Source organism: Roseateles sp. GW821-FHT09G09 (assembly GCF_059415965.1).
Genome location: NZ_JBWKOG010000001.1, coordinates 613,828 through 634,141 on the forward strand (window position 1 = coordinate 613,828; position 20,314 = coordinate 634,141).

The 20,314-nt window shown below is 67.4% G+C and carries 16 protein-coding genes and 1 pseudogene; 9 read left to right on the plus strand and 8 right to left on the minus strand.

Annotated elements, in window-relative coordinates:
* Nucleotides 1–133: 133 nt before the first annotated feature.
* The 3 genes from gyrB to dnaA all read right to left on the minus strand — a co-directional run bounded on the left by gyrB (nt 134) and on the right by dnaA (nt 5,507).
* On the minus strand, nt 134–2,662 hold the full coding sequence (gene gyrB, locus AC07O8_RS02710) for a DNA topoisomerase (ATP-hydrolyzing) subunit B (RefSeq protein ID WP_495046572.1): 2,529 nt from the start codon (nt 2,660–2,662) through the stop codon (nt 134–136).
* A 117-nt stretch (nt 2,663–2,779) separates the two neighbouring features.
* A complete protein-coding gene (dnaN, locus tag AC07O8_RS02715) occupies nt 2,780–3,904 on the minus strand; it encodes a DNA polymerase III subunit beta (protein WP_297525978.1) in 1,125 nt (374 codons plus the stop codon).
* A gap of 70 nt (nt 3,905–3,974) precedes the next feature.
* A complete protein-coding gene (gene dnaA / locus AC07O8_RS02720) occupies nt 3,975–5,507 on the minus strand; it encodes a chromosomal replication initiator protein DnaA (protein WP_495046573.1) in 1,533 nt (510 codons plus the stop codon).
* A gap of 316 nt (nt 5,508–5,823) precedes the next feature.
* On the opposite strand from dnaA, the gene rpmH reads away from it, so the two are divergent.
* The 8 genes and pseudogenes from rpmH to AC07O8_RS02760 form a co-directional block, all read left to right on the plus strand.
* A complete protein-coding gene (gene rpmH / locus AC07O8_RS02725; RefSeq protein WP_058937081.1) occupies nt 5,824–5,958 on the plus strand; it encodes a 50S ribosomal protein L34 in 135 nt (44 codons plus the stop codon).
* Nucleotides 5,959–5,999: 41 nt separating this feature from the next.
* A complete protein-coding gene (locus tag AC07O8_RS02730; protein ID WP_495046574.1) occupies nt 6,000–6,509 on the plus strand; it encodes a ribonuclease P protein component in 510 nt (169 codons plus the stop codon).
* A 27-nt stretch (nt 6,510–6,536) separates the two neighbouring features.
* Nucleotides 6,537–6,863, plus strand: a complete 327-nt coding sequence (yidD, locus tag AC07O8_RS02735; protein WP_495046575.1) for a membrane protein insertion efficiency factor YidD — start codon at nt 6,537–6,539, stop codon at nt 6,861–6,863.
* Entirely contained in the window at nt 6,856–8,538 is a 1,683-nt protein-coding gene (gene yidC, locus AC07O8_RS02740; RefSeq protein WP_297525982.1) for a membrane protein insertase YidC, read from the plus strand. The genes yidD and yidC overlap by 8 nt, the downstream gene beginning before the upstream one ends.
* Before the next feature lie 273 nt (nt 8,539–8,811).
* Nucleotides 8,812–10,188, plus strand: coding sequence for a tRNA uridine-5-carboxymethylaminomethyl(34) synthesis GTPase MnmE (mnmE, locus tag AC07O8_RS02745; protein WP_495046576.1), 1,377 nt, complete (start codon nt 8,812–8,814; stop codon nt 10,186–10,188).
* A gap of 88 nt (nt 10,189–10,276) precedes the next feature.
* On the plus strand, nt 10,277–10,612 hold the full coding sequence (locus AC07O8_RS02750) for a hypothetical protein (RefSeq protein WP_495046577.1): 336 nt from the start codon (nt 10,277–10,279) through the stop codon (nt 10,610–10,612).
* A gap of 24 nt (nt 10,613–10,636) precedes the next feature.
* Nucleotides 10,637–10,759, plus strand: coding sequence for a hypothetical protein (locus AC07O8_RS02755; RefSeq protein ID WP_495046578.1), 123 nt, complete (start codon nt 10,637–10,639; stop codon nt 10,757–10,759).
* Nucleotides 10,738–11,530: pseudogene (locus AC07O8_RS02760) on the plus strand (transposase); the annotation flags it as partial. The gene AC07O8_RS02755 and the pseudogene AC07O8_RS02760, both read left to right, overlap by 22 nt.
* A 122-nt stretch (nt 11,531–11,652) precedes the next feature.
* On the opposite strand, the gene AC07O8_RS02765 reads toward AC07O8_RS02760, so the two are convergent.
* The 4 genes from AC07O8_RS02765 to AC07O8_RS02780 all read right to left on the minus strand — a co-directional run bounded on the left by AC07O8_RS02765 (nt 11,653) and on the right by AC07O8_RS02780 (nt 15,954).
* Entirely contained in the window at nt 11,653–12,213 is a 561-nt protein-coding gene (locus tag AC07O8_RS02765; RefSeq protein ID WP_495046579.1) for an adenine phosphoribosyltransferase, read from the minus strand.
* 49 nt (nt 12,214–12,262) lie between these two features.
* Nucleotides 12,263–13,777, minus strand: coding sequence for a sensor domain-containing diguanylate cyclase (locus AC07O8_RS02770; RefSeq protein ID WP_495046580.1), 1,515 nt, complete (start codon nt 13,775–13,777; stop codon nt 12,263–12,265).
* Nucleotides 13,778–13,936: 159 nt separating this feature from the next.
* The gene (locus AC07O8_RS02775) at nt 13,937–15,196 is read right to left on the minus strand and encodes an acyl-CoA dehydrogenase family protein (RefSeq protein ID WP_495046581.1); all 1,260 of its coding nucleotides are present in this window, start codon (nt 15,194–15,196) and stop codon (nt 13,937–13,939) included.
* Between the two features lie 11 nt (nt 15,197–15,207).
* Entirely contained in the window at nt 15,208–15,954 is a 747-nt protein-coding gene (locus AC07O8_RS02780; RefSeq protein ID WP_495046582.1) for a histidine phosphatase family protein, read from the minus strand.
* Nucleotides 15,955–16,085: 131 nt separating this feature from the next.
* On the opposite strand from AC07O8_RS02780, the gene AC07O8_RS02785 reads away from it, so the two are divergent.
* Entirely contained in the window at nt 16,086–18,170 is a 2,085-nt protein-coding gene (locus AC07O8_RS02785) for an acyltransferase family protein (protein ID WP_495046583.1), read from the plus strand.
* Between the two features lie 79 nt (nt 18,171–18,249).
* Here the strand turns inward: AC07O8_RS02785 and AC07O8_RS02790 are convergent, their stop codons facing one another.
* On the minus strand, nt 18,250–20,247 hold the full coding sequence (locus AC07O8_RS02790; RefSeq protein WP_495046584.1) for a monovalent cation:proton antiporter family protein: 1,998 nt from the start codon (nt 20,245–20,247) through the stop codon (nt 18,250–18,252).
* Nucleotides 20,248–20,314: the final 67 nt, after the last annotated feature.

Genomic DNA, 20,314 nt, shown 5'->3' on the forward strand with positions numbered 1-20,314 from the left:
CTTCGTAAGCGCTTTGAAAACTCTGCCCCTATCTCCGCTATCTCATATGCCAGTCGCGATAACTCTGGCGGCTAGTCGCGTTTAAGTGGCGCCAGTCGCAAATAATTTGGCGCCTTACGCGGCAGTCCGACGCTCACACGTCGATGTTGGCCGCCCTCAGCGCGTTCTGCTCGATGAACTCGCGGCGCGGTTCCACCTCGTCGCCCATCAGCATCGTGAACACGCGGTCGGCTTCGATGGCGTCCTCGATCTGCACGCGCAGCAGGCGGCGGACCGTCGGGTCCATCGTCGTTTCCCACAGCTGCGCGGGGTTCATCTCACCCAGGCCCTTGTAGCGCTGGCGGCCGACGCTGGACTCGGCCTGCGTCATCAGCCAGGCCATCGCGGCGCGGAAGTCCGCGACCTTGCTTTCCTTGGCCTTCTCGCCCTCGCCCTTGCGGATCACGGCTTCCTCGCCCACCAGACCCTTGAAGGTCTTGCCGGCCTCGGCCAGGACTTCATAGTCCGCGCCGTGCACGAAGTCCGCGGTGATGATGCTCGAACGCACGTTGCCGTGGTGGCGGCGGCTGATGCGCAGGAACTGCTTGTCGGTGCGCGGATCGACCTCCGCGTGGACCACCGCGTCGTTCAACGCGACCTGCAGCGCCGTCGCGGAGATGTCCGCCGCTTCCTTGGTGTCCAGGTTGAGCGCCAGACCCGACGCCAGCAGATGCAGCGCCTCGCCGTCCATCCAGGCCGACAGGCGCTCGATCACGTTTTGCGCCGCCACGTACTGGCGTGCCATCGTCTCGAGTTCCTCGCCCTTGAGCACCGGACCCGTGCCCAATCCCGTCGTGTGCAGCTCGGCGTCGTTCAGCGCGACCTTCAGCAGGAAGCCGTCCAGCTCGTGGCCGTCCTTCAGGTACTGCTCGTGCTTGCCGACCTTGACCTTGTACAGCGGCGGCTGCGCGATGTAGATGTGACCGCGCTCCACCAGCTCCGGCATCTGCCGGTAGAAGAAGGTCAGCAGCAGCGTCCGGATGTGCGCACCGTCCACGTCCGCGTCGGTCATGATGATGATGCGGTGGTAGCGGAGCTTCTCGGGATTGAAGTCGTCGCTGCCCGCGCCGCGCCCGATGCCGGTGCCCAGCGCCGTGATCAGCGTGATGATTTCATTGCTGGTCAGCAGCTTCTCGTAGCGCGCCTTCTCGACGTTCAGGATCTTGCCGCGCAGCGGCAGGATGGCCTGGAACTTCCGGTCCCGGCCCTGCTTCGCGGAGCCGCCGGCGGAGTCGCCCTCCACGATGTAGATCTCGCACAGCGCCGGATCCTTCTCCTGGCAGTCCGCCAGCTTGCCCGGCAGGCCCATGCCGTCCAGCACGCCCTTGCGGCGCGTCATCTCGCGCGCCTTGCGCGCCGCCTCGCGCGCACGCGCCGCGTCGACGATCTTGCCGCAGATGATCTTGGCGTCGACCGGGTTCTCCAGCAGCCAGTCCGTCAGCTTGCTGGCCACCACGTCTTCCACCGGGCCGCGCACTTCGCTGGACACCAGCTTGTCCTTGGTCTGCGAGCTGAACTTGGGCTCCGGCACCTTCACGCTGATCACGCAGGCCAGGCCTTCGCGCATGTCGTCGCCGGTGACGTCGACCTTGGCCTTCTTGGCCAGTTCGTTGTCCTCGATGTACTTGTTGATCACCCGCGTCATCGCCGCGCGCAGACCCGTCAGGTGGGTGCCGCCGTCGCGCTGCGGGATGTTGTTGGTGAAGCAGAGGACGCTCTCGTTGAAGCCGTCGTTCCACTGCATCGACACCTCGACACCGACGTTGGTGTTCTGGTCCGACATCTTGTCGCCCTGGGCGTGGAAGATGTTCGGGTTCAGCGGCGTCTTGCCCTTGTTGATGAACTCGACGAAACCGCGCACGCCGCCCGCGAAGGCGAAGTTGTCTTCCTTGTTGTTGCGCTCGTCGACCAGGCGGATCTTCACGCCGTTGTTCAGGAACGAGAGCTCGCGCAGGCGCTTGGCCAGGATGTCGTAATGGAACTCGGCGTTCTGCGTGAAGATCTCCGTGTCGGGCAGGAAGTGCACTTCCGTGCCGCGCTTGTCGGTCTCGCCGACGATCTTCATCGGGCTGGTCTCGAAGCCGTCGCGGATCTCGATCACGCGATCCTGCGGGAAGCCCTTCCTGAACTCCAGCTGATGGATCTTGCCCTCGCGGCGCACCGTCAGGCGCAGCGTCTTGGACAGCGCGTTCACGCAGGACACGCCCACGCCGTGCAGGCCGCCCGAGACCTTGTAGCTGTTCTGGTTGAACTTGCCGCCCGCGTGCAGCTCCGTCAGCGCGATCTCCGCCGCCGAGCGCTTGGGCTCGTGCTTGTCGTCCATCTTCACGCCGGTCGGGATGCCGCGGCCGTTGTCGATGACCGAGATCGAGTTGTCCGTGTGGATCGTGATGACGATGTCGTCGCAGTAACCGGCCAGCGCCTCGTCGATCGAGTTGTCGACGACCTCGAACACCAGGTGATGCAGACCCGTGCCGTCCGAGGTATCGCCGATGTACATGCCGGGGCGCTTGCGCACCGCCTCCAGACCTTCCAGGATCTGGATGCTGGACTCGCCGTACCCCGTGCCGTCGTTCTGGGGCACGGGCGTCGGGGTGTTCTCAGGAGTGCTGTTGTCGGTCATCGGAAGGCTGTTCAAGGCCGCAAGCGGCCGTTTGTCAAACTATCTAGAACCCCCGCCTGGCGGGGGCAGGGGGTGCGCCACATTCCCGCTCTGAGGAGCGAAGGTCGCGGCGCGACCTCAGATCCTCATGGGCATGACGACGTACTTGAAGCCGCTGTGGTCGGGGATGCTGAGCAGCGCGCTCGACGAGCTGTCGTTCAGGTCCACGCGCACCATGTCCTGCGACATGTTGGCCAGCACGTCCATCAGGTAGGTGACGTTGAAGCCGGTCTCGATCTGGTCGCCGCCGTAGTCGATCTCGAGCTCTTCCTTGGCTTCTTCCTGCTCGGCGTTGCTCGACGCGATCGACAGCAGGCCCGGGTCGAAGGACAGGCGCACCGCCTTGAACTTCTCGCTGGTCAGGATCGCCGCGCGCTGCAGCGCGGCCAGCAGCGGCTGGCGGCCGATCAGCACGTGGAAGCGGTGGTTCTTCGGAATGACGCGGTTGTAGTCGGGGAACTTGCCCTCGACCAGCTTGGTCACGAACTCCATGCCGCTGAAGCTGAACTTGGCCTGGTTGCCGGCGAAGCGCATCTCGATCGGCGCGCTCTCGTCGTCGCCCTTGCCGCCGTCCTTCAGCAGGCGCATCAGCTCCAGCACCGTCTTGCGCGGCAGGATCACCTCCTGCTTGGGCATCTCGGTGTCGGTCTCCGCCTGCGCCAGCGCGAGGCGGTGGCCGTCGGTCGCGACCAGCGTCAGCATTTTGCCTTCGGCCACGAACAGGATGCCGTTCAGGTAGTAGCGGATGTCATGCACCGCCATCGCGAAGTGCACCTGGTTGATCAGGCCCTTCAGCGTCTTCTGCGGCACGTTGAACGCGGGTCCGAAGTCGGCGGCTTCCTGCACCAGCGGGAAGTCGTCCGCCGGCAGGGTCTGCAGCGTGAAGCGGCTCTTGCCGCCCTGCAGCGTCATCTTGCTCTGGTTGGACGTCAGGCTCACCGTCTGGTCCGACGGCATCGAGCGCAGGATGTCGATCAGCTTGCGCGCGCCGATGGTCGTGGAGAAGTCGCCGTCGTCGCCGTCGAACTCGACCGTGGTGCGGACCTGGATCTCCAGGTCGCTCGTCGTGAGCTCGACCTGCCGGCCCTGCTTGCGGACCAGCACGTTGGCCAGGATGGGCAGCGTGTGGCGCCGTTCCACGATGCCGGACACGGCCTGCAGCGCGGCAAGCACTTTGTCCTGGCTGTCTTTCAACACGATCATGTCAACCTCTCTCCACTGTTGGCTGTACGGGCGAACGCGGCATTTTCGCTGAAGGCGAAGGCGTTTTTCCTCATCCCTTCAGCGTTTGCTCCAGGACGTGCAACTGCTGGTTCAACTCGGTGTTCTTCTGGCGCTCTCCGCCGATCTTGCGGACCGCGTGCAGCACCGTGGTGTGGTCCCGGCCGCCGAACAGCTCGCCGATCTCCGGCAGGCTCTTCTGGGTCAGCTCCTTGGCCAGGTACATCGCGATCTGGCGCGGCCGGGCGATGCTGGCCGGACGCTTCTTGGAGTACATGTCCGCGACCTTGATCTTGTAGAAGTCGGCCACGGTCTTCTGGATGTTCTCGACCGAGATCTGCCGGTTCTGGATCGACAGCAGATCCTTCAGCGCCTCGCGCGCCAGCTGGATGTTGATTTCCTTGTGCGAGAAGCGGCTGTAGGCCAGCACCTTGCGCAGCGCGCCCTCCAACTCGCGCACGTTGGCGCGCACGTTCTTCGCGATGAAGAAGGCCACGTCCTCCGGCATCGGCGCGCTTTCGGCCTCGGCCTTCTTGATCAGGATCGCGACGCGCATCTCGAGCTCGGGCGGCTCGATGGCCACCGTCAGCCCGGCGTCGAAGCGGCTGGTCAGGCGCTCGTCGATGTCCACCAGGCCCTTCGGGTAGGTGTCCGAGGTCATGATGATGTGGGCGCGCTTGGCCAGCAGCGCCTCGAACGCATTGAAGAACTCTTCCTGCGTCCGGTCCTTGCCGGCGAAGAACTGCACGTCGTCGATCAGCAGCAGATCCAGCGAGTGGTACTTGGCCTTGAGCTCGTCGAAGGTCTTGCGCTGGTAGTTCTTGACGACGTCCGAGATGAACTGCTCGGCGTGCAGGTACAGCACGCGGGCGTCGGGACGGTCCTTCAGCAGCGCGTTGCCGACGGCATGGATCAGGTGGGTCTTGCCCAGGCCGACGCCGCCGTAGATGAACAGCGGGTTGTACATCTGGCCCGGCGCGCCGGCGACGTGCAGCGCGGCGGTCCGTGCCATCTGGTTGGCGCGGCCCGGCACGAGCGTGTCGAAGGTCAGGCTCGTGTTGATGCGGTGGCGCGTGGCGCTGGGCGGCAGGTTGGCCGGGACGCTGGGCGCCGCGCCGCCCTGGATCAGGCTGGCGGCGGTCGCCGGGGCCGCGGGCGGTGCCGCGACCGGACGTGCGGCGGCTGCCGCCTGGTCCGACACGGGCTGGGGGGCGCCGGGGCCGCCGCGCAGGCCGTGCTGCTGCAGCACCTGGCCCATCGTCATGCCGGACGGCGACGTGCGGGGCAGCGGCGCGATGGCTTCACGCGGTGCAAGCGACAATTCCAGGCGCGCAGGCTTTCCGGCGAGTTCGGTGAGGATGGCCTCGATCCGGCCGGCGTACTGGCTCCGGATCCAGTCCAGCTTGAATCGGTTGGGGACGCGGAGCGACACCAGCACGGCCTCGTGGCCGTTCTCGTCCTGCTGGGCGACCTCCGCGGGGGGCAGCGGTCGGATCCAGGTATTGAATTGCTGTTCAGGCAGTTCAGCGGCCAGGCGTTCGCAGCCGCGCTGCCACAGGGCCGCACCTGACAAGTCTGCGCTCATTGTGGAAAACTTATTCTTCGAGCGGCCCGATTGTACCGATCCGGGCCCGCGGAGTCTGGGTTATCCACAGATTTTTTCCCCCGGTCAAGTGCTGGTAATCCCCGTGGCGACTTGCATCCGGATTGACCCTGGTGCAAATCTTTGCTGTAATCGCGGGTTTTCCGGACGCCCGGACGTAGCTTCGTGGGCCTCCGCTTTTCAAGCGGCTTCCGACATCCCCCGATGTCCTCCGTCCGCGGCGCACAAGCCCACTGGCACAAGCCCACAGGCACGGCGCAAGGCGACGGGAAGTTCCGAGATTTCCTAGAGGTTGAACATGAAACGCACTTATCAAGGCTCCAAGACCCGTCGCGCCCGTACCCACGGCTTCCTGGTCCGCATGAAGACGCGTGGCGGCCGTGCCGTCATCGCTGCTCGTCGCGCCAAGGGCCGCAAGCGCCTGGCCGTCTGAGCCAAACGCACGACCCAACGCCAGACGACCTCGTCAGCACCGTGATCGGCCGCGTCGTACGATCGGCCGATTTCGAGCGCGTGCTGGGCACGCCCAGCCGCGCGCGCAGCCCGCACTTCGCCGTGCACCACCTGGCCGACAGCCCCTCGCTGCCCAAGCGCCGCCCTGCCAAGGGATCGGCTGACTTGTCCACAGGTGATGCACCGATTCATCCCCAAGCTGTGGATGAATCGCAAGTGGCAACGGTGGCACCGCTCTCCGCAGCATCGGCTCCAGCCGCGCCCGACAGGGCCTGGCTGGGCTACGTCGTGCCCAAACGGCACGCGAAGCGCGCGGTGACGCGCACGCTGTTGAAGCGCCAGATCCGCGCGGTGTTCGGCGACCTGCCCGAGTTGCCGCCCGGCCTCTGGGTGGTGCGCTTGCGCATGCCCTTCGATCGCAAGCAGTTCCCCAGCGCGTCCTCCGACGCGCTGCGCGCCGTTGCGCGCGCGGAACTGCTGCAACTGACCCGCAAGCTGGCGCGACCGCCGGCGTCGGCGGCGGCCGGCTGACCGGACTCCGGGTTCGGAAAAACGACCATGGATCCCCGCCCCGGCCTGTCGACGCGATTGCTGATGGGGCTGGTGCGCGGCTACCAGTTGCTGTTCAGCGCCTGGCTGCGCGCGGGTTGCCGCTACAGCCCGAGCTGTTCCAACTACGCGATGCAGGCCTTGCGCCAGCATGGCGCCGCCGCCGGCACCTATCTGGCGGCCGCACGGATCCTGCGTTGCAACCCATTCTGTCTGGGCGGACACGATCCCGTGCCCGACAATCCGCCCCGCCTGTTCACCCGATTGCTGCGTCCGTCCGGATGCCGTCCGGGGGCAACCTCTTCAACCGCCAATCCAAAAGCTTCCCATGACTGATATTCGCCGCACCATCTTGTGGGTGGTGTTCACGATGTCGCTGGTCCTTCTGTGGGACGGCTGGCAGCGGCACAACGGACAGCCTTCGCTGTTCCACCCGGCGCCGGCGAAGGTCGCCACCGCGCCGGCCGGCCCGGCCTCGGCCGCGTCCGCCGCCGCGCTGCCGGCTGCTGCCGGCGCTTCCGCGGCCGGTTCGACCGCCGCGGCCCCGGCACCGATCAAGAACGAGCTGGTCACCTTCACGACGGACGTCGTCAAGGCCACGATCGACACCCGCGGCGGCAGCCTGGTGCGCGTCGAGCTGCTCAAGCACGCCGACGACACCAACCCCAGCGGCCATGTCGTCGTGCTGGACCCGGTCCGCAACTACAGCGCCCGCTCCGGCCTGCTGAACGTGCCGAATGCGCCCAGCGACCAGACGGTGCTGACGCTGGTCGACGGTCCGCGCGAGCTGAAGGACGGCCAGGACACGCTGACCGTGCGCCTGGAAGCGGACCAGGGCGGCGTGAAGCTGGTCAAGACCTACACCTTCAAGCGCGGCGACTACGCCATCGCGGTGAACCACGAGGTGACCAACACCGGCACCGCGCCGGTGACGCCGCAGCTGTACCTGCAGTTGGTGCGTGACGGCCACATCGACCACACCGGTCCGTCGTTCGCGCCGACCTCGTTCTCGGGTCCCGCGATCTACACCGACAAGGCGAAGTACCACAAGCTGTCGTTCGACGACCTGAAGAAGGGCAAGGCCGAGTACGAGAAGAACGCCGAGGACGGCTGGGTCGCGATGGTCCAGCATTACTTCGTCAGCGCCTGGATCCGCAACGAGGCAGGCCCGCGCGAGTTCAACGTCCGTCCGCTCAACGAGAACCTGTACACCGCCGGCGTGGTGATGAACTTCGCCACCGTCGCGCCCGGCGCGTCGGCCAAGCTGGACGACGTGCTCTACGTGGGTCCTCAGGAAGAGAAGAAGCTGGAAGTCCTGGCCCCCGGCCTGGAGCTGGTGAAGGACTACGGCATCTTCAAGATCCTGTCCAAGCCGCTGTTCTGGCTGCTGGACGTGCTGCACTCGCTGCTGGGCAACTGGGGCTGGGCGATCATCCTGCTGGTCGTGATGCTGAAGGCCGCGTTCTACGGCCTGAACGCCAGCGCGTACCGCAGCATGGCCAAGATGAAGGCGGTGAACCCGCGCATCCAGGAAATGCGCGAGCGCATGAAGGACAAGCCGCAGCAGATGCAGCAGGAGATGATGCGCATCTACAAGGAAGAGAAGATCAATCCGCTGGGCAGCTGCCTGCCGATCTTCCTGCAGATGCCGTTCTTCATCGCGCTGTACTGGGTGCTGCTGTCGAGCGTCGAGATGCGCGGCGCCCCGTGGGTGATGTGGATCCACGACCTGTCCAAGCCGGACAGCCTGTTCGGTCACCTGTTCGGCGCGCCGATCGGTCCGCTGCCGCTGCTGATGACGGCGTCCAGCCTGCTGCAGGTGTGGCTGAACCCGCAACCGGCCGACCCGGTGCAGGCCAAGATGATGTGGATCATGCCGCTGGCCTTCAGCGTGATGTTCTTCTTCTTCCCGTCGGGCCTGGTGCTCTACTGGCTGGTGAACAACATCCTGTCGATCGCCCAGCAATGGATGATCAACAAGCAGATCGGCGGAGCCGCCGTGAAGAAGTAAGGGTGACCGTCGCGGGAGGGGTTCGGCAATTCCTCACGCGCAGCCCCGAGCCCCCGCACACCGGGGGCTTTTTTTCGCCTGTGCGAGGGTGCTTAATGGGCTTCATGCGGGGGTCGCTTCTCCACCCGGCTTGAGGGGGTGGAGAACCGGAGGCGCCAGGCGTCGGCTCACGAGAGACGGCGACGAGGCCTACCCCGCGCCATCCACGACAACGGCGATGCCGCCCACGGGCGCATCGCCGTTTTTCATGGGCGCTGCGAGACAATCGGGCCCATGCTGTCGCGCCACCAGGACCCCATTGCCGCCATCGCCACCGCACCCGGACGTGGGGCGGTCGGCATCGTGCGGGTGTCCGCGCCTCAAGACCTGACCCCGCTGGTGACGGCGATCTGCGGCCGGGCGCTGAAGCCGCGCGAGGCGACCTATCTGCCCTTCCGCAGCGCGTCGGGCGAGGCGATCGACCACGGCTTGGCGTTGCTGTTCCCGGCCCCGCACTCGTACACCGGTGAACATGTGCTGGAACTGCAGGCTCACGGCGGACCGGTGGTGTTGCAGCTGCTGCTGGCGCGATGCCTGGAGGCCGACCCCGCGTTGCGGATGCGCTTGGCCGAGCCCGGTGAATTCACGCGGCGCGCGTTCCTCAACGGCAAGCTGGACCTGGCGCAGGCCGAGGCGGTCGCCGACCTGATCGATGCGAGCACCGAAGCCGCCGCCCGCAGCGCCGGTCGCGCGCTGGCCGGCGCGCTCAGCGGCGAGGTCGGCGGCTTGCGCGAAGCGTTGATCCAGCTGCGGATGCTCGTCGAGGCGACCTTGGACTTCCCGGAGGAGGAGATCGACTTCCTTGAGCAGGCGGATGCGCTGGGAAAGCTGCGGCGCTTGCTGGTGCGCGTGGAAGCCTTGCTGGACCGCAGCCGGCAGGGCGCGATCCTGCGCGAGGGCATCAAGGTCGTGCTGGCGGGGCAGCCGAACGTCGGCAAGAGTTCGCTGCTGAATGCGCTGGCCGGCGCCGAGCTGGCGATCGTGACGCCGATTCCCGGCACGACGCGGGACAAGCTGAGTCAGACGATCCAGATCGACGGCGTACCGCTGCACATCAGCGACACCGCTGGGCTGCGCGACACCGAGGACGAGGTCGAACGCATCGGCGTGGCGCGCAGCTGGGATGCGATCGCGGACGCGGACGTGGTGCTGTTCCTGCACGACCTGACACGCGTCGGCCATGCGGACTACGAGTCCGAGGACGCCGACATCCGCGGACGCCTCGCGAGTGTCGACCCGGCGCGGATCCTTCAGATCTACAACAAGGCCGATGCGCACGCGCCGACGTCGTTGCCTGCAGGCGCGCTCACGCTGTCGGCGAAGACCGGCGAGGGCCTGGATGCGCTGCGGCGCAAGCTGCTGGAGCAGGTGGGCTGGCACGCCGTGCCGGAGGGGCTCTTCATCGCCCGTGAGCGCCACGTGCAGGCGCTGCGCCGGACGCGCGAACACATCGAGCTGGCGCTGCTCCAGGCCGAGTCGCAGCCGCCGGCGCTGGATCTGATGGCGGAGGAGTTGCGCCTCGCGCATGACGCGCTGGGCGAGATCACCGGAGCGTTCACCGCCGATGACCTGCTGGGGGAGATCTTCAGCAGGTTCTGCATCGGGAAGTGATGGGGTTGTTCAAGGACGTTCCAGGTGATCTCATGATGGCCCTGACCCGGTCCAATTTCTATTCACGCAAACTTCTGACGCTAGAGAAATGAAAAAGCTGCTCTGCTTGATTCTCGCCACCGTTGCACTCGAAGCGTCTGCTGGCGGTTCCATCACCGCCAAGGTTCTCTCGGTGAGAACGGATCAGGACGGAAAGGGAATGATCATGTTCGACAAGTCGGTGGTTGGAACCGTTGCTGGCTGTCGAGTCGCGGACTATTCAAATGCGCTGGCATTCAATGCCAATACGCCCGGTGGGCGGCTGATTGCCGCCATGGCTTTGACTGCGAAAGCAACTGGCGCGGAGGTGACTGCTTATGGAACCGGAACGTGCGCGACGTACGGCTCTTACGTCGAGGATATGGACTACGGCGCCCTCCGCTGAGGATAGGCGCCACGCATTTGTCCAGTGGCGGGGGCTGTCGAGCTCGAGAACATCTTCCAGCAGTTCAATGAGGCCGCCCTGGAGCGCGCGCTGGGCACCGAGATGAGCCATCACCTGGGCTACGCGCCCGGCACGAGGCTGGCCTGACGGTGAGAGTGATCCAGGGATTCCTCGCCGCGATGCACTCGGTGGACGTGTCGCCCGAGCTCATTAGCCGTGGCAACGAGGAGGCGATGACCGAGGTCCCGGCCTGGCAACGCTGCCGCTAGAACCGATGTATCAGGTGGTGTTCTTTGACGCGCTGCGCGTCAAGATCCGAGAGGATGCCGTGGTGCGCTCCAAGGCCGTGTATTGGGCGTTGGGCGTGCTGCCCGACGGCACACGCGACGTCCTCATGCGCGCACCGACGGGCTCAAGGGCATGCCCGAGGCACCGGAATCGGAGTTCCCGTCCACAACGCTGCAGGCCTGCATCGTGCACCTCATCCGCAATAGCCTTGACCTCGCCAGTTTGAAGGATCGTAGGGCGAGTTCGCTGCGGCCATCAAGCCGGTCCGTGAACGCTGAGGCGGCTGAGGTCGAGGTGGACGTGTTTGAGGCGGGCCTCTGGGGGCAGAGATTCCCCACCATCGTCAGCGCTTGGCGGAGGGCCTGGGACAAGGTCATCCCATTCTTGGCTTCCCCGCCCAAAGTGCGTCGCGTGATCTACACGACCAATGCCATCGAGAGCGTGAACGCGGGACTGCGAAAGAACATCAAGACTCGCGAGCACTTCCCCAGCGACGATGCGGCGACCAGGCTGATTTGGCTGGCCGCGCAACATCACCGAGGACTAGGGACGAGCGGCCCCAACTGGAAGTCCGCGATGAACCAGTTTGCGATCCTGTACGAGGATCGCTTCAAGAAACTGACCCCGTAACATCGTCCACCCGCTTCACGTGTTCGGTGAAGGTTCAATCAGCCGCACACACAGAAATTCGGACAGGCCCGGTGGCGGCGACGCAAAGCGAGCGATGGACCGCTGAAATCAGCGAGCGGTGCTCAGTGCCCGTCGAACTCGACGAGCGAGAACACCTTCAGTCCTCCGTCGCGCAGGCGTTTCGACCCGCCCAGTTCCGGCAGGTCCACGATCGCCGCGCCTTCGATGACCTCCGCGCCAAGGCGCTCCAGCAAGCGCTTCCCAGCCATCATCGTGCCGCCGGTCGCGATCAGGTCGTCGATCAGCAGCACGCGGTCGCCGGCTTTCACCGCATCCGTGTGCATCTCGACCGTGGCGCTGCCGTACTCCAGCTCGTAGGTCTCCTGCAAGGTCGTGAAGGGCAGCTTGCCCTTCTTGCGGATCGGCACGAAGCCGACGTTCAGCTCATACGCCAGCACCGAACCGATGATGAAGCCCCGCGCGTCCAGGCCGGCGATCGCGTCGGGGCGGGCATCGAAGTAGCGATGCACGAACTGGTCGATTAGCACCCGGAACGCCCGGGGATTCGAGAGCAGCGGCGTGATGTCGCGGAACTGCACGCCCGCTGACGGCCAGTCCGGCACGGTGCGGATCTGCTGCTTCAGGAAAACGATGGGATCCTGGGTGGGGTCGGCGTGCGGCATGGACGCGATTGTCGCGCTGCCGTCGTCGCGGCCTTGTGGCGCCGCCGGTTCAGGCCGTCTGCTGCTGGCAGATCAGGCGCGCCCGGCCCGCCTGCTTGGCCTCGTAGAGTGCGGAGTCCGCCGTCTGGATCAGGCGTTGCGCCGCGTCGCCGTTCTGCGGTATGAAGGACGCCACCCCGATCGACAGGCTCACCGAACGTCTGACCGGCGAGCCCACATGCTCGATCGCGGCCAGCCGCACGCTGTCCAGGCAGCGTTGCGCGACCACCTGGGCGCCGGCCAGGTCGGTGTCGACCAGCAGCACCGCGAACTCCTCGCCGCCGTAGCGGCAGACCGATTCGCCGCCGCGGCCCGCGCAGCTGCGCAGCAGCGTCGCGACGCGGCGCAGGCAGTCGTCGCCGGAGACGTGGCCGTAGCAGTCGTTGTATTGCTTGAAGTGGTCGATGTCGACCATCAGCAGCGCGAGCGGCCGGTTCGCCCGGGTGGCGCGGTGCCATTCCGTCTGCAGCAGCTGGTCGAAGAGCCGCCGGTTGCCCACGCCCGTCAGGCCATCGGTCGTCGACTGCCGCGCGAGCAGTTCGTTCGCGCGCCGCAGCCGCTCCTCCTGGCGCTTGCGCTCGGTGAGGTCCGTGACGATGCAGACATACAGGTGGATGGTGTCGGTGCGGACCTCGGCGAGCGCCAGTTGCAGATGCAGCGCCTCGCCGCTGCGATGCCGTGCCGTGAACTCGCGGGGCTGGCCGAGCAGTGCGCGCGGGTCCAGCGCGGCGTCGGGTGTCGCGCCGGGTTCGGGGGTCGTCGCGGTCGCGGCGCCGAGCAGCATGCCGAGGTGCACGCCCTGCAGCTCCGCCGCGGTGAAGCCGAACAGCAGCTCGCAGCTCGGATTGGCCTCGAGTACATGGCCGCCCGAATCGAGCGTCAGGATGCCGTTGGCCGCCGATTCGATCGTCGCCCGGAGCTGGGCCCGGCTGGCGGCCAGGCGCTGCTGCTCGTGGATCAGGTCCGTCACGTCCATCCGCACGCCGACGATCCCGCCCGACGGCGTGCGCGACTCGTAGATGCGCAGCCACATGTCGTCGTGCACGCGCTGCAGCAGCGGCGACATCTGCTGGCCGCGCGCCTGCTTGCGCTCCTCGAGCCATTCGGGCTCGCGGCCGCGGGCCTCGGGGATGCCGCCGCGCGCGAGGGATTCGCGCACCAGGTCCTCGAAGGTGCACTTGTGCTGGAAGTGCCGCAGCATGTGCGGATAGATCTCCACCAGGCGCTTGTTGTAGGCGATCAGGCGGTCCTCGGCGTCGAAGATCTCCACGCTGGCCGGCAGCGCGTCGATGGCTTCCTCCATCGTGCGCTGCGCCAGCCTGGCCCGGGCCTGCGTGCGTGCCAGCGTCGACACGACCGCCGCCGCCAGCAGCACCGTCAGGACCAGCGAGGCCATCCCGATCCACGCCAGCCAGCCGTCCACCGCATAACCGCCCAGGGTCACCGTGAGCACGATCGCCTGCAGGCCGACCAGCAGCGCGAACGCGAGCAGCGGCCAGGTGCGGACTTCGGCGAATCGGTTCATCGCGGGAGCGGCGCTCGGGAGAACGCCCGGAAAAAAGGGTGGCTGATCCTAGCCACCGCGCTCCTCGATGGAAACCGCTCTCCGGGGGGAGAAGCGGGTTCCAGCGACGTCCCCCCGTTGGTGGGGTGCCACGCTTTTTGCGTGACGGTGTACGGAACCTCAGCCGCCGCGGGTGACCGGCATGTCGCCGGCGTTGGGCAGCGTCATGTGGCGGGCCAGCTCCAGCTTCGCCAGGGAGTTGCGATGGACCTCGTCCGGACCGTCGGCGAAGCGCAGCGTCCGCTGGCCCGCCCACATGTAGGCCAGCGGCGTGTCGTCGCTGACGCCCATGCCGCCGTGGACCTGCATCGCCCAGTCGATGACCTTGAGCGCCATGCTCGGCGCCACGATCTTGATCATCGCGATCTCGGCCTTGGCGACCTTGTTGCCGACCGTGTCCATCATGTAGGCCGCCTTCAGCGTCAGCAGGCGCGCCTGCTCGATGCTGCAGCGCGATTCCGCGATGCGTTCCTGCGTCACCGTCTGCTGCGCGATCGTCTTGCCGAAGGCGACCCGCGAGACCGCCCGCTTGCACATCAGTTCCAGCGCCCGCTCCGCCGCGCCGATCGACCGCATGCAGTGATGGATGCGTCCCGGGCCGAGGCGGCCCTGCGCGATCTCGAAGCCGCGCCCCTCGCCCAGCAGGATGTCGTCCACCGGCACGCGCACGTTCTTCAGCTCGATTTCCATGTGGCCGTGCGGCGCGTCGTCGTAGCCGAAGACGCTCAGGTGGCGCTTGACCGTGATGCCCGGCGTGTTGGCCGGGACCAGCACCATCGACTGCTGTTCATGGCGTCCCGCGTCGGGATTCGTCTTGCCCATCACGATGTACAGCGCGCAGCGCGGATCGCCGGCGCCCGACGACCACCACTTCGTGCCGTTGATGACGTACTCGTCGCCGTCGCGATCGATGCGGCATTGGATGTTGGTCGCGTCCGACGAGGCCACGTCCGGCTCCGTCATCAGGAAGGCGGAGCGGATCTCGCCGCGCAGCAGCGGCTCGAGCCAGCGGTCCTTGTGGGCCTCGCTGCCGTAGCGCTCGATCGTCTCCATGTTGCCGGTGTCCGGGGCCGAGCAGTTGAAGACCTCGGGCGCCCAGTACACGCGGCCCATGATCTCGCACAGCGGCGCGTACTCGAGGTTGGACAGGCCTTCCGGCGCGCGCGGCGAGCGCGGCAAGAACAGGTTCCACAGCCCGGCGGCGCGCGCCCTGGGCTTGAGTTCCTCGATCACCTTCGTCGGGATCCAGGCGTTGCCGCCGCGGCGGTTGGCCTCGATCTCCTCGTGGTAGCGCCGCTCGTTGGGATAGATGTGCTCGTCGAAGAACGCCAGCAGGCGCTCGCGCAGTTGCTCAACCTTGGGGCTGTAGTCGAAGTTCATGGGGAGGTCCTTCAGCCGCGTTGGCTGCGATAGCGGAGGTACTGCGCGTACAGCGCTTCCATCGTGGTGGCCCGCTCGTCCGCATGCAGCGGATGCGACGGGGCGAAATTGCAGACGCGCAGCAGCCAGCTGCCGGGGGAGTCCCCGGTCGGCGGCGCGACGTCCAGCACGTTGATGCAGGCCGGCGACTGCACCCAGCTGCCCAGCATCAGGCGCTGGCCGCCGGTCACCGCATGCGACAGGATGGCCGCGTTGACCACGCCGTGCAGGACCAGCAGCGCGCAGTCCCAGTCGGGATCGGCCTGCAGCCGCGCGACGCCGCCCAGCACGCGATCGAGCAGCTCGCCGACGCTCTCGCCGTTCAGGAAACGTTGCGACTCCGCGACCGGGCTGCGCTGAAGGCCGTTGAAGGCCTGGGGGAGGTCCTCGTCGGGAATGTCGCCGAGGCGGCCGCCGCGGATCTCCTGCCACTCGGGCCAGGTTTGCGGGGTCAACTCGGCTTGGCCGGAATGACGCAACACCAGGTCCGCGGTCTCCACGGTACGCGGCAGGCCCGACACGATCGCGCGGTCGAAGCGCACGCCGGCGGCGCGGAAGGCCTCGCCGGCGGCCTGCGCCTGGGCGATGCCGTCGTCGTTGAGTCGCACCTGCTCGGGCAGCACCGGTCGGCCGGTCGAACCGTCGAAGTAGGTCACCGCGCCATGGCGCATCAGGTAGATGCGGCGGCGTTGCGGGCTGCGGGGCTGGGTGTCCAACATGAACGGCAGTGTGGCGCAACGGCAAGGACCACGGTGTCACGCAGGCGGCATGCCGCAGCCGGGCACAATTCGCCCGCCGCGCGATGCGGCATCGCCGACTCCGTTCCTCCCGCCGCCCTTCTGACGCCTTGGTGACAAGCCCTTTCCCGACGCCCTTCCATCGCCCGCACGGCTCGCAGGCAGCCGGTGAAGTCCCGCTGCGCGATGACATCCAGGTGTTGCGCGCGATCGCCGTGCTGTGGGTGCTGCTGTATCACGCGCAAGTCCCGGGCGCGTCGGGCGGCTACCTCGGGGTCGACATCTTCTTCGTCATCTCCGGCTACCTGATCACCGGCTTGATCCAGCGCGCGCTGCAGCGCGGCGACTTCTCCTTCCGCGCGTTCTACGGGCGCCGCGCGCGACGGCTGCTGCCGGCCGCGTATGTGGTGCTCGGCGCGACCCTGCTGGCGGCGCCGTGGGCGCTCAACCGCAGCGAGCAGATCGACTTCGTCGGCCAGTTGCTCGGGGCGCTGGGCTTCGCCAACAACCTCGTGCTGTGGAAACAGACTGGCTACTTCCAGGGGGCTTCCGACCTCAAGCCGCTGCTGCATTTCTGGTCGCTCGCACTCGAGGAACAGTACTACCTCGTGCTGCCGGCGCTTCTGTTCTTCAGCCCGGCGCGCCTGCGCACCGGCGTCGCCGTCCTCGTCACGGCGGCCAGCCTCGGCTTGCTGCTCTGGTGGCAGCCGATCGACGCCAGCGGCGCGTTCTACCTGCTGCCGACCCGCGCGTGGGAACTGGGTCTGGGATCGATCGGCGCATTGATGAGTGGCCCGCGTGCGGGGGCGGCCACGGCATCCGCGCAGCGCGCGCTGCGATGGCTCGCATGGCCGGCAGGGGGCCTGCTCCTCGTCGTGCCGATCGTGCCGCAGTGGTTCGGCACCGCGCATCCCGGACCGGCGGCGTGGGTCGTCGGACTCGCGACGCTGGTCCTGCTGTTGCGCGAGCCCGCCAACCTGCCGCGCGCGGCTGCGCCGCTGGTCCGCATCGGCGACTGGTCCTATGCGCTGTACCTCGTCCACTGGCCGCTGATCGCGATCCTGCACAACGCCTGGGTCGGACTGAAGGCCGATCCGCACGCGCTGATGGCCTGGCGCCTCGGCGCGGTGCTGCTCGCATTTCCGCTGGCGTGGGCCTTGCATCGCGCTGTCGAGCGGCCGGCCAAGGCGCTGCTCACGGGCCGACGCGGCGCGCTGATCCTGGGAACCGGCACGGTGTTGCTCGCACTTGGCGGCATTGCCTTGGCGCTGCACAAGCCCGCGCCGGGTTCGATCGACTTCGTTGAACTGCGCAAGGCCAACTATGGGCTGTCGGCCAACTGCGATGCCGAAGCCCCTTTCGACGGCAGCGAGGAGTGCCGGACGCGGCGCGGCGCGAGGTGGCTGGTGTGGGGCGACTCCTACGCGATGCACCTGGTGCCGGGACTGGTCCGCGTGGCCAGCGACCAGGGGCTGGCGCAGGCGACGAAGTCCTCGTGCGGACCGTTCCCCGGCCTGACGCCGGTGCGGCCGGAGATCGGGCGCGGCAACAGCTTCGCGTCGCCCTGGATCGAACAGTGCCAAGCCTTCAACGCGTCGGTGCTGGCCTGGTTGGAGCGACATCCCGAGATCGACACCGTGGTCCTGTCGAGCCTGCTGACGCAGTACCTGGATGACGCGAAATACGAGCTCCAGCGCACGCGAGGCGGGGAACGCCTGCGCGGTGAGCCGGCGATGCGCGCCGCGCTGCTCGACGACATGAGCGAGACCGTGAAGCGGCTGCGTGCGATGGGCAAGCGGGTGATGGTGGTGGCGCCGCCGCCCTCGGCGCCCTTCGACATCGCAGGATGCCTGGAGCGACGCCAGGCGCGTCGCTGGACGATAGGCGCGACGCCGGGCTGCATGATCGACGAGACCGACGACACCCGCCGCCGCGTGGCCGAACACCGCTTCATCGCCGATCTGGCGAAGTCGGATGCGCGCCTGCCCGTGCTGCGTTTCGAGCCGTTGCTGTGCGACGGCACCACGTGCCAGGTCGAGCGCGACGGCGTGCCGCTCTACCGCGACCAGGGCCACCTGAGCCGCGAGGGTTCGCGGCTGCTGATGCCGGCCGTGATGTCCGAGGCGACCGGCGAGACGCAGATTGCGATGACAGGAAACCTAACAGTGTTCGATCGAGGCATCGCGCTGACCCGATGACTCCCTCTCCCGCAAGCGGGAGAGGGAGTGCACAGACCGCGCCCACCGCGGACTCGAACTCGGACTCGGCGCCGTGGCTTCAGCCCACCAACAACCCGTGTTCAGCGCGCGCCAGCGCCTCGGGCGTCCCGGACACGACGAGCGTGTCGCCCCCCTGAAGCACCAGGTCGTCGCTCGCGTCCTTCACCGCCCCGTTGGGCCGGCGCACCGACACCACGCTGACGCCCCAGGCCACCAGCCCGATCTCCCCGAGCGTGCGTCCTTCGAGGATGCTGGCCATCGGCAAGCTGATGGACTGGAGTCGGGCCTGATCGCGCTCTTCGGACGTGTCGTCGTCCGCGCCATGGAAGTAGCCCCGCAGCAGCCCATAGCGACGATCCCGCGCATCCCGCGCGATGCGCAGCACCCGGCGCATCGGCACGCCGACGAGCGCGAGCGCGTGGCTCGCGAGCATCAGCGAGCCCTCGATCGCTTCCGGCACCACCTCGGTCGCGCCGGCGGCGCGCAGCTTCTCGAGGTCGGTATCGTCGATCGTGCGCACCACCACCGGCACATGCGGCGCGTGCCCGCGGACCTCGTGCAGCACCTTCAGCGCCGACGCCGTGTCGTGGTACGAGATGACCACCGCGCTCGCCCGTGTCAGGCCGGCGGCGATCAGGCTGGGCAGCCGCGCCGCGTCGCCGAACACGACGCTCTTGCCCGCCGCGGCTGCCTGCCGCACGCGATCGGGGTCCAGGTCCAGCGCCATGTACGGGATGTGCTCGGTCTCCAGCAGCGTCGCCAGGTTCTGCCCGCTGCGGCCGTAGCCGCAGATGATCACGTGGGCGTCGGTCTTGATCGACTTCTTGGCGATCGTCGTCAGCTGCACCGACTGCAGCAGCCAGTCGCTGGCCGACAGCTTCATGACGATGCGGTTGCTGTGCTCGATGATGATCGGCGTCAACAGCATCGACAGCACCATCGCCGCCAGCACCGGGCTGACCCACTGCGCCGCGATCAGGTTCTGTTGGGCGCCCAGGGTCAGCAGCACGAAGCCGAACTCCCCCGCCTGCGCCAGATAGAGGCCGGTGCGCAGCGCGACGCCTGTCGGCGCGCGGAACAGCTTGGCCAGCCCCGCCACGAGCACGAACTTCGCCAGCGTCGGCACCAGCGTCAGGATGATCACCAGCGGCCATTGGAAGACCAGCGTCTGCCAGTCCAGCCGCATGCCGATGGTGATGAAGAACAGCCCCAGCAGCACGTCGTGGAAGGGCCGGATGTCCAGCTCCACCTGGTGCTTGTATTCCGTCTCCGCGATCAGCATGCCGGCCACGAACGCGCCCAGCGCCAGCGACAGCCCCGCGTGTTCGGTCAGCCAGGCCAGGCCCAGCGTGACCAGCAGCAGGTTCAGCATGAAGAGCTCCTGGCTCTTGCGCCGCGCCACCAGCGTCAGCCAGCGCCGCATCAGGTGCTGGCCGCCGGTCAGCAGCAGCACCAGCAGCACGACCGCCTTCAGCGCGGCCCAGCCGAGCGATTCGATCATCTCGGCGCCGCTGCCGCCCAGCGCCGGGATCAGGACCAGCAGCGGCACGACGGCCAGATCCTGGAACAGCAGCACGCCGATCACGCGCCGGCCGTGTTCGCTTTCCATCTCCAGCCGTTCGGACATCAGCTTCACGACGATGGCCGTCGAGCTCATCGCCATCGCCGCCCCGAGCGCCAGCGAGCCCTGCCACCCCAGATCCCAGGCCCAGCCCAGCATCCCGAACAGCCAGCGCAGGAAGAGGTTGCCGGCCATTGTCCCGCCGATGGTCACGACCACCTGCAGCAGCCCGAGCCCGAACACCATCGACCGCATGCTGTGCAGCTTGGGGAGGTTGAATTCCAGGCCGATCACGAACATCAGGAACACCACGCCGAACTCGGCCAGGTGCTGCACGCCGGGCACATCGCTGGCGAGCGCCAGCGCGTTCGGACCGATCACCACGCCCACCACCAGGTAGCCCAGGATCGGGGGCAGCTTCAGCGAACGGCACACCACCACGCCCAGCACGGCGGCGATCAGATAGATGAGGGTCAGGTCCAGCGCGGTGAGCATGGCGGCGATGGTACTGGGCCGCACCCCCGGGCAGCCCCGGATGGGACAAGTCGGCGCGTCGTCGGCG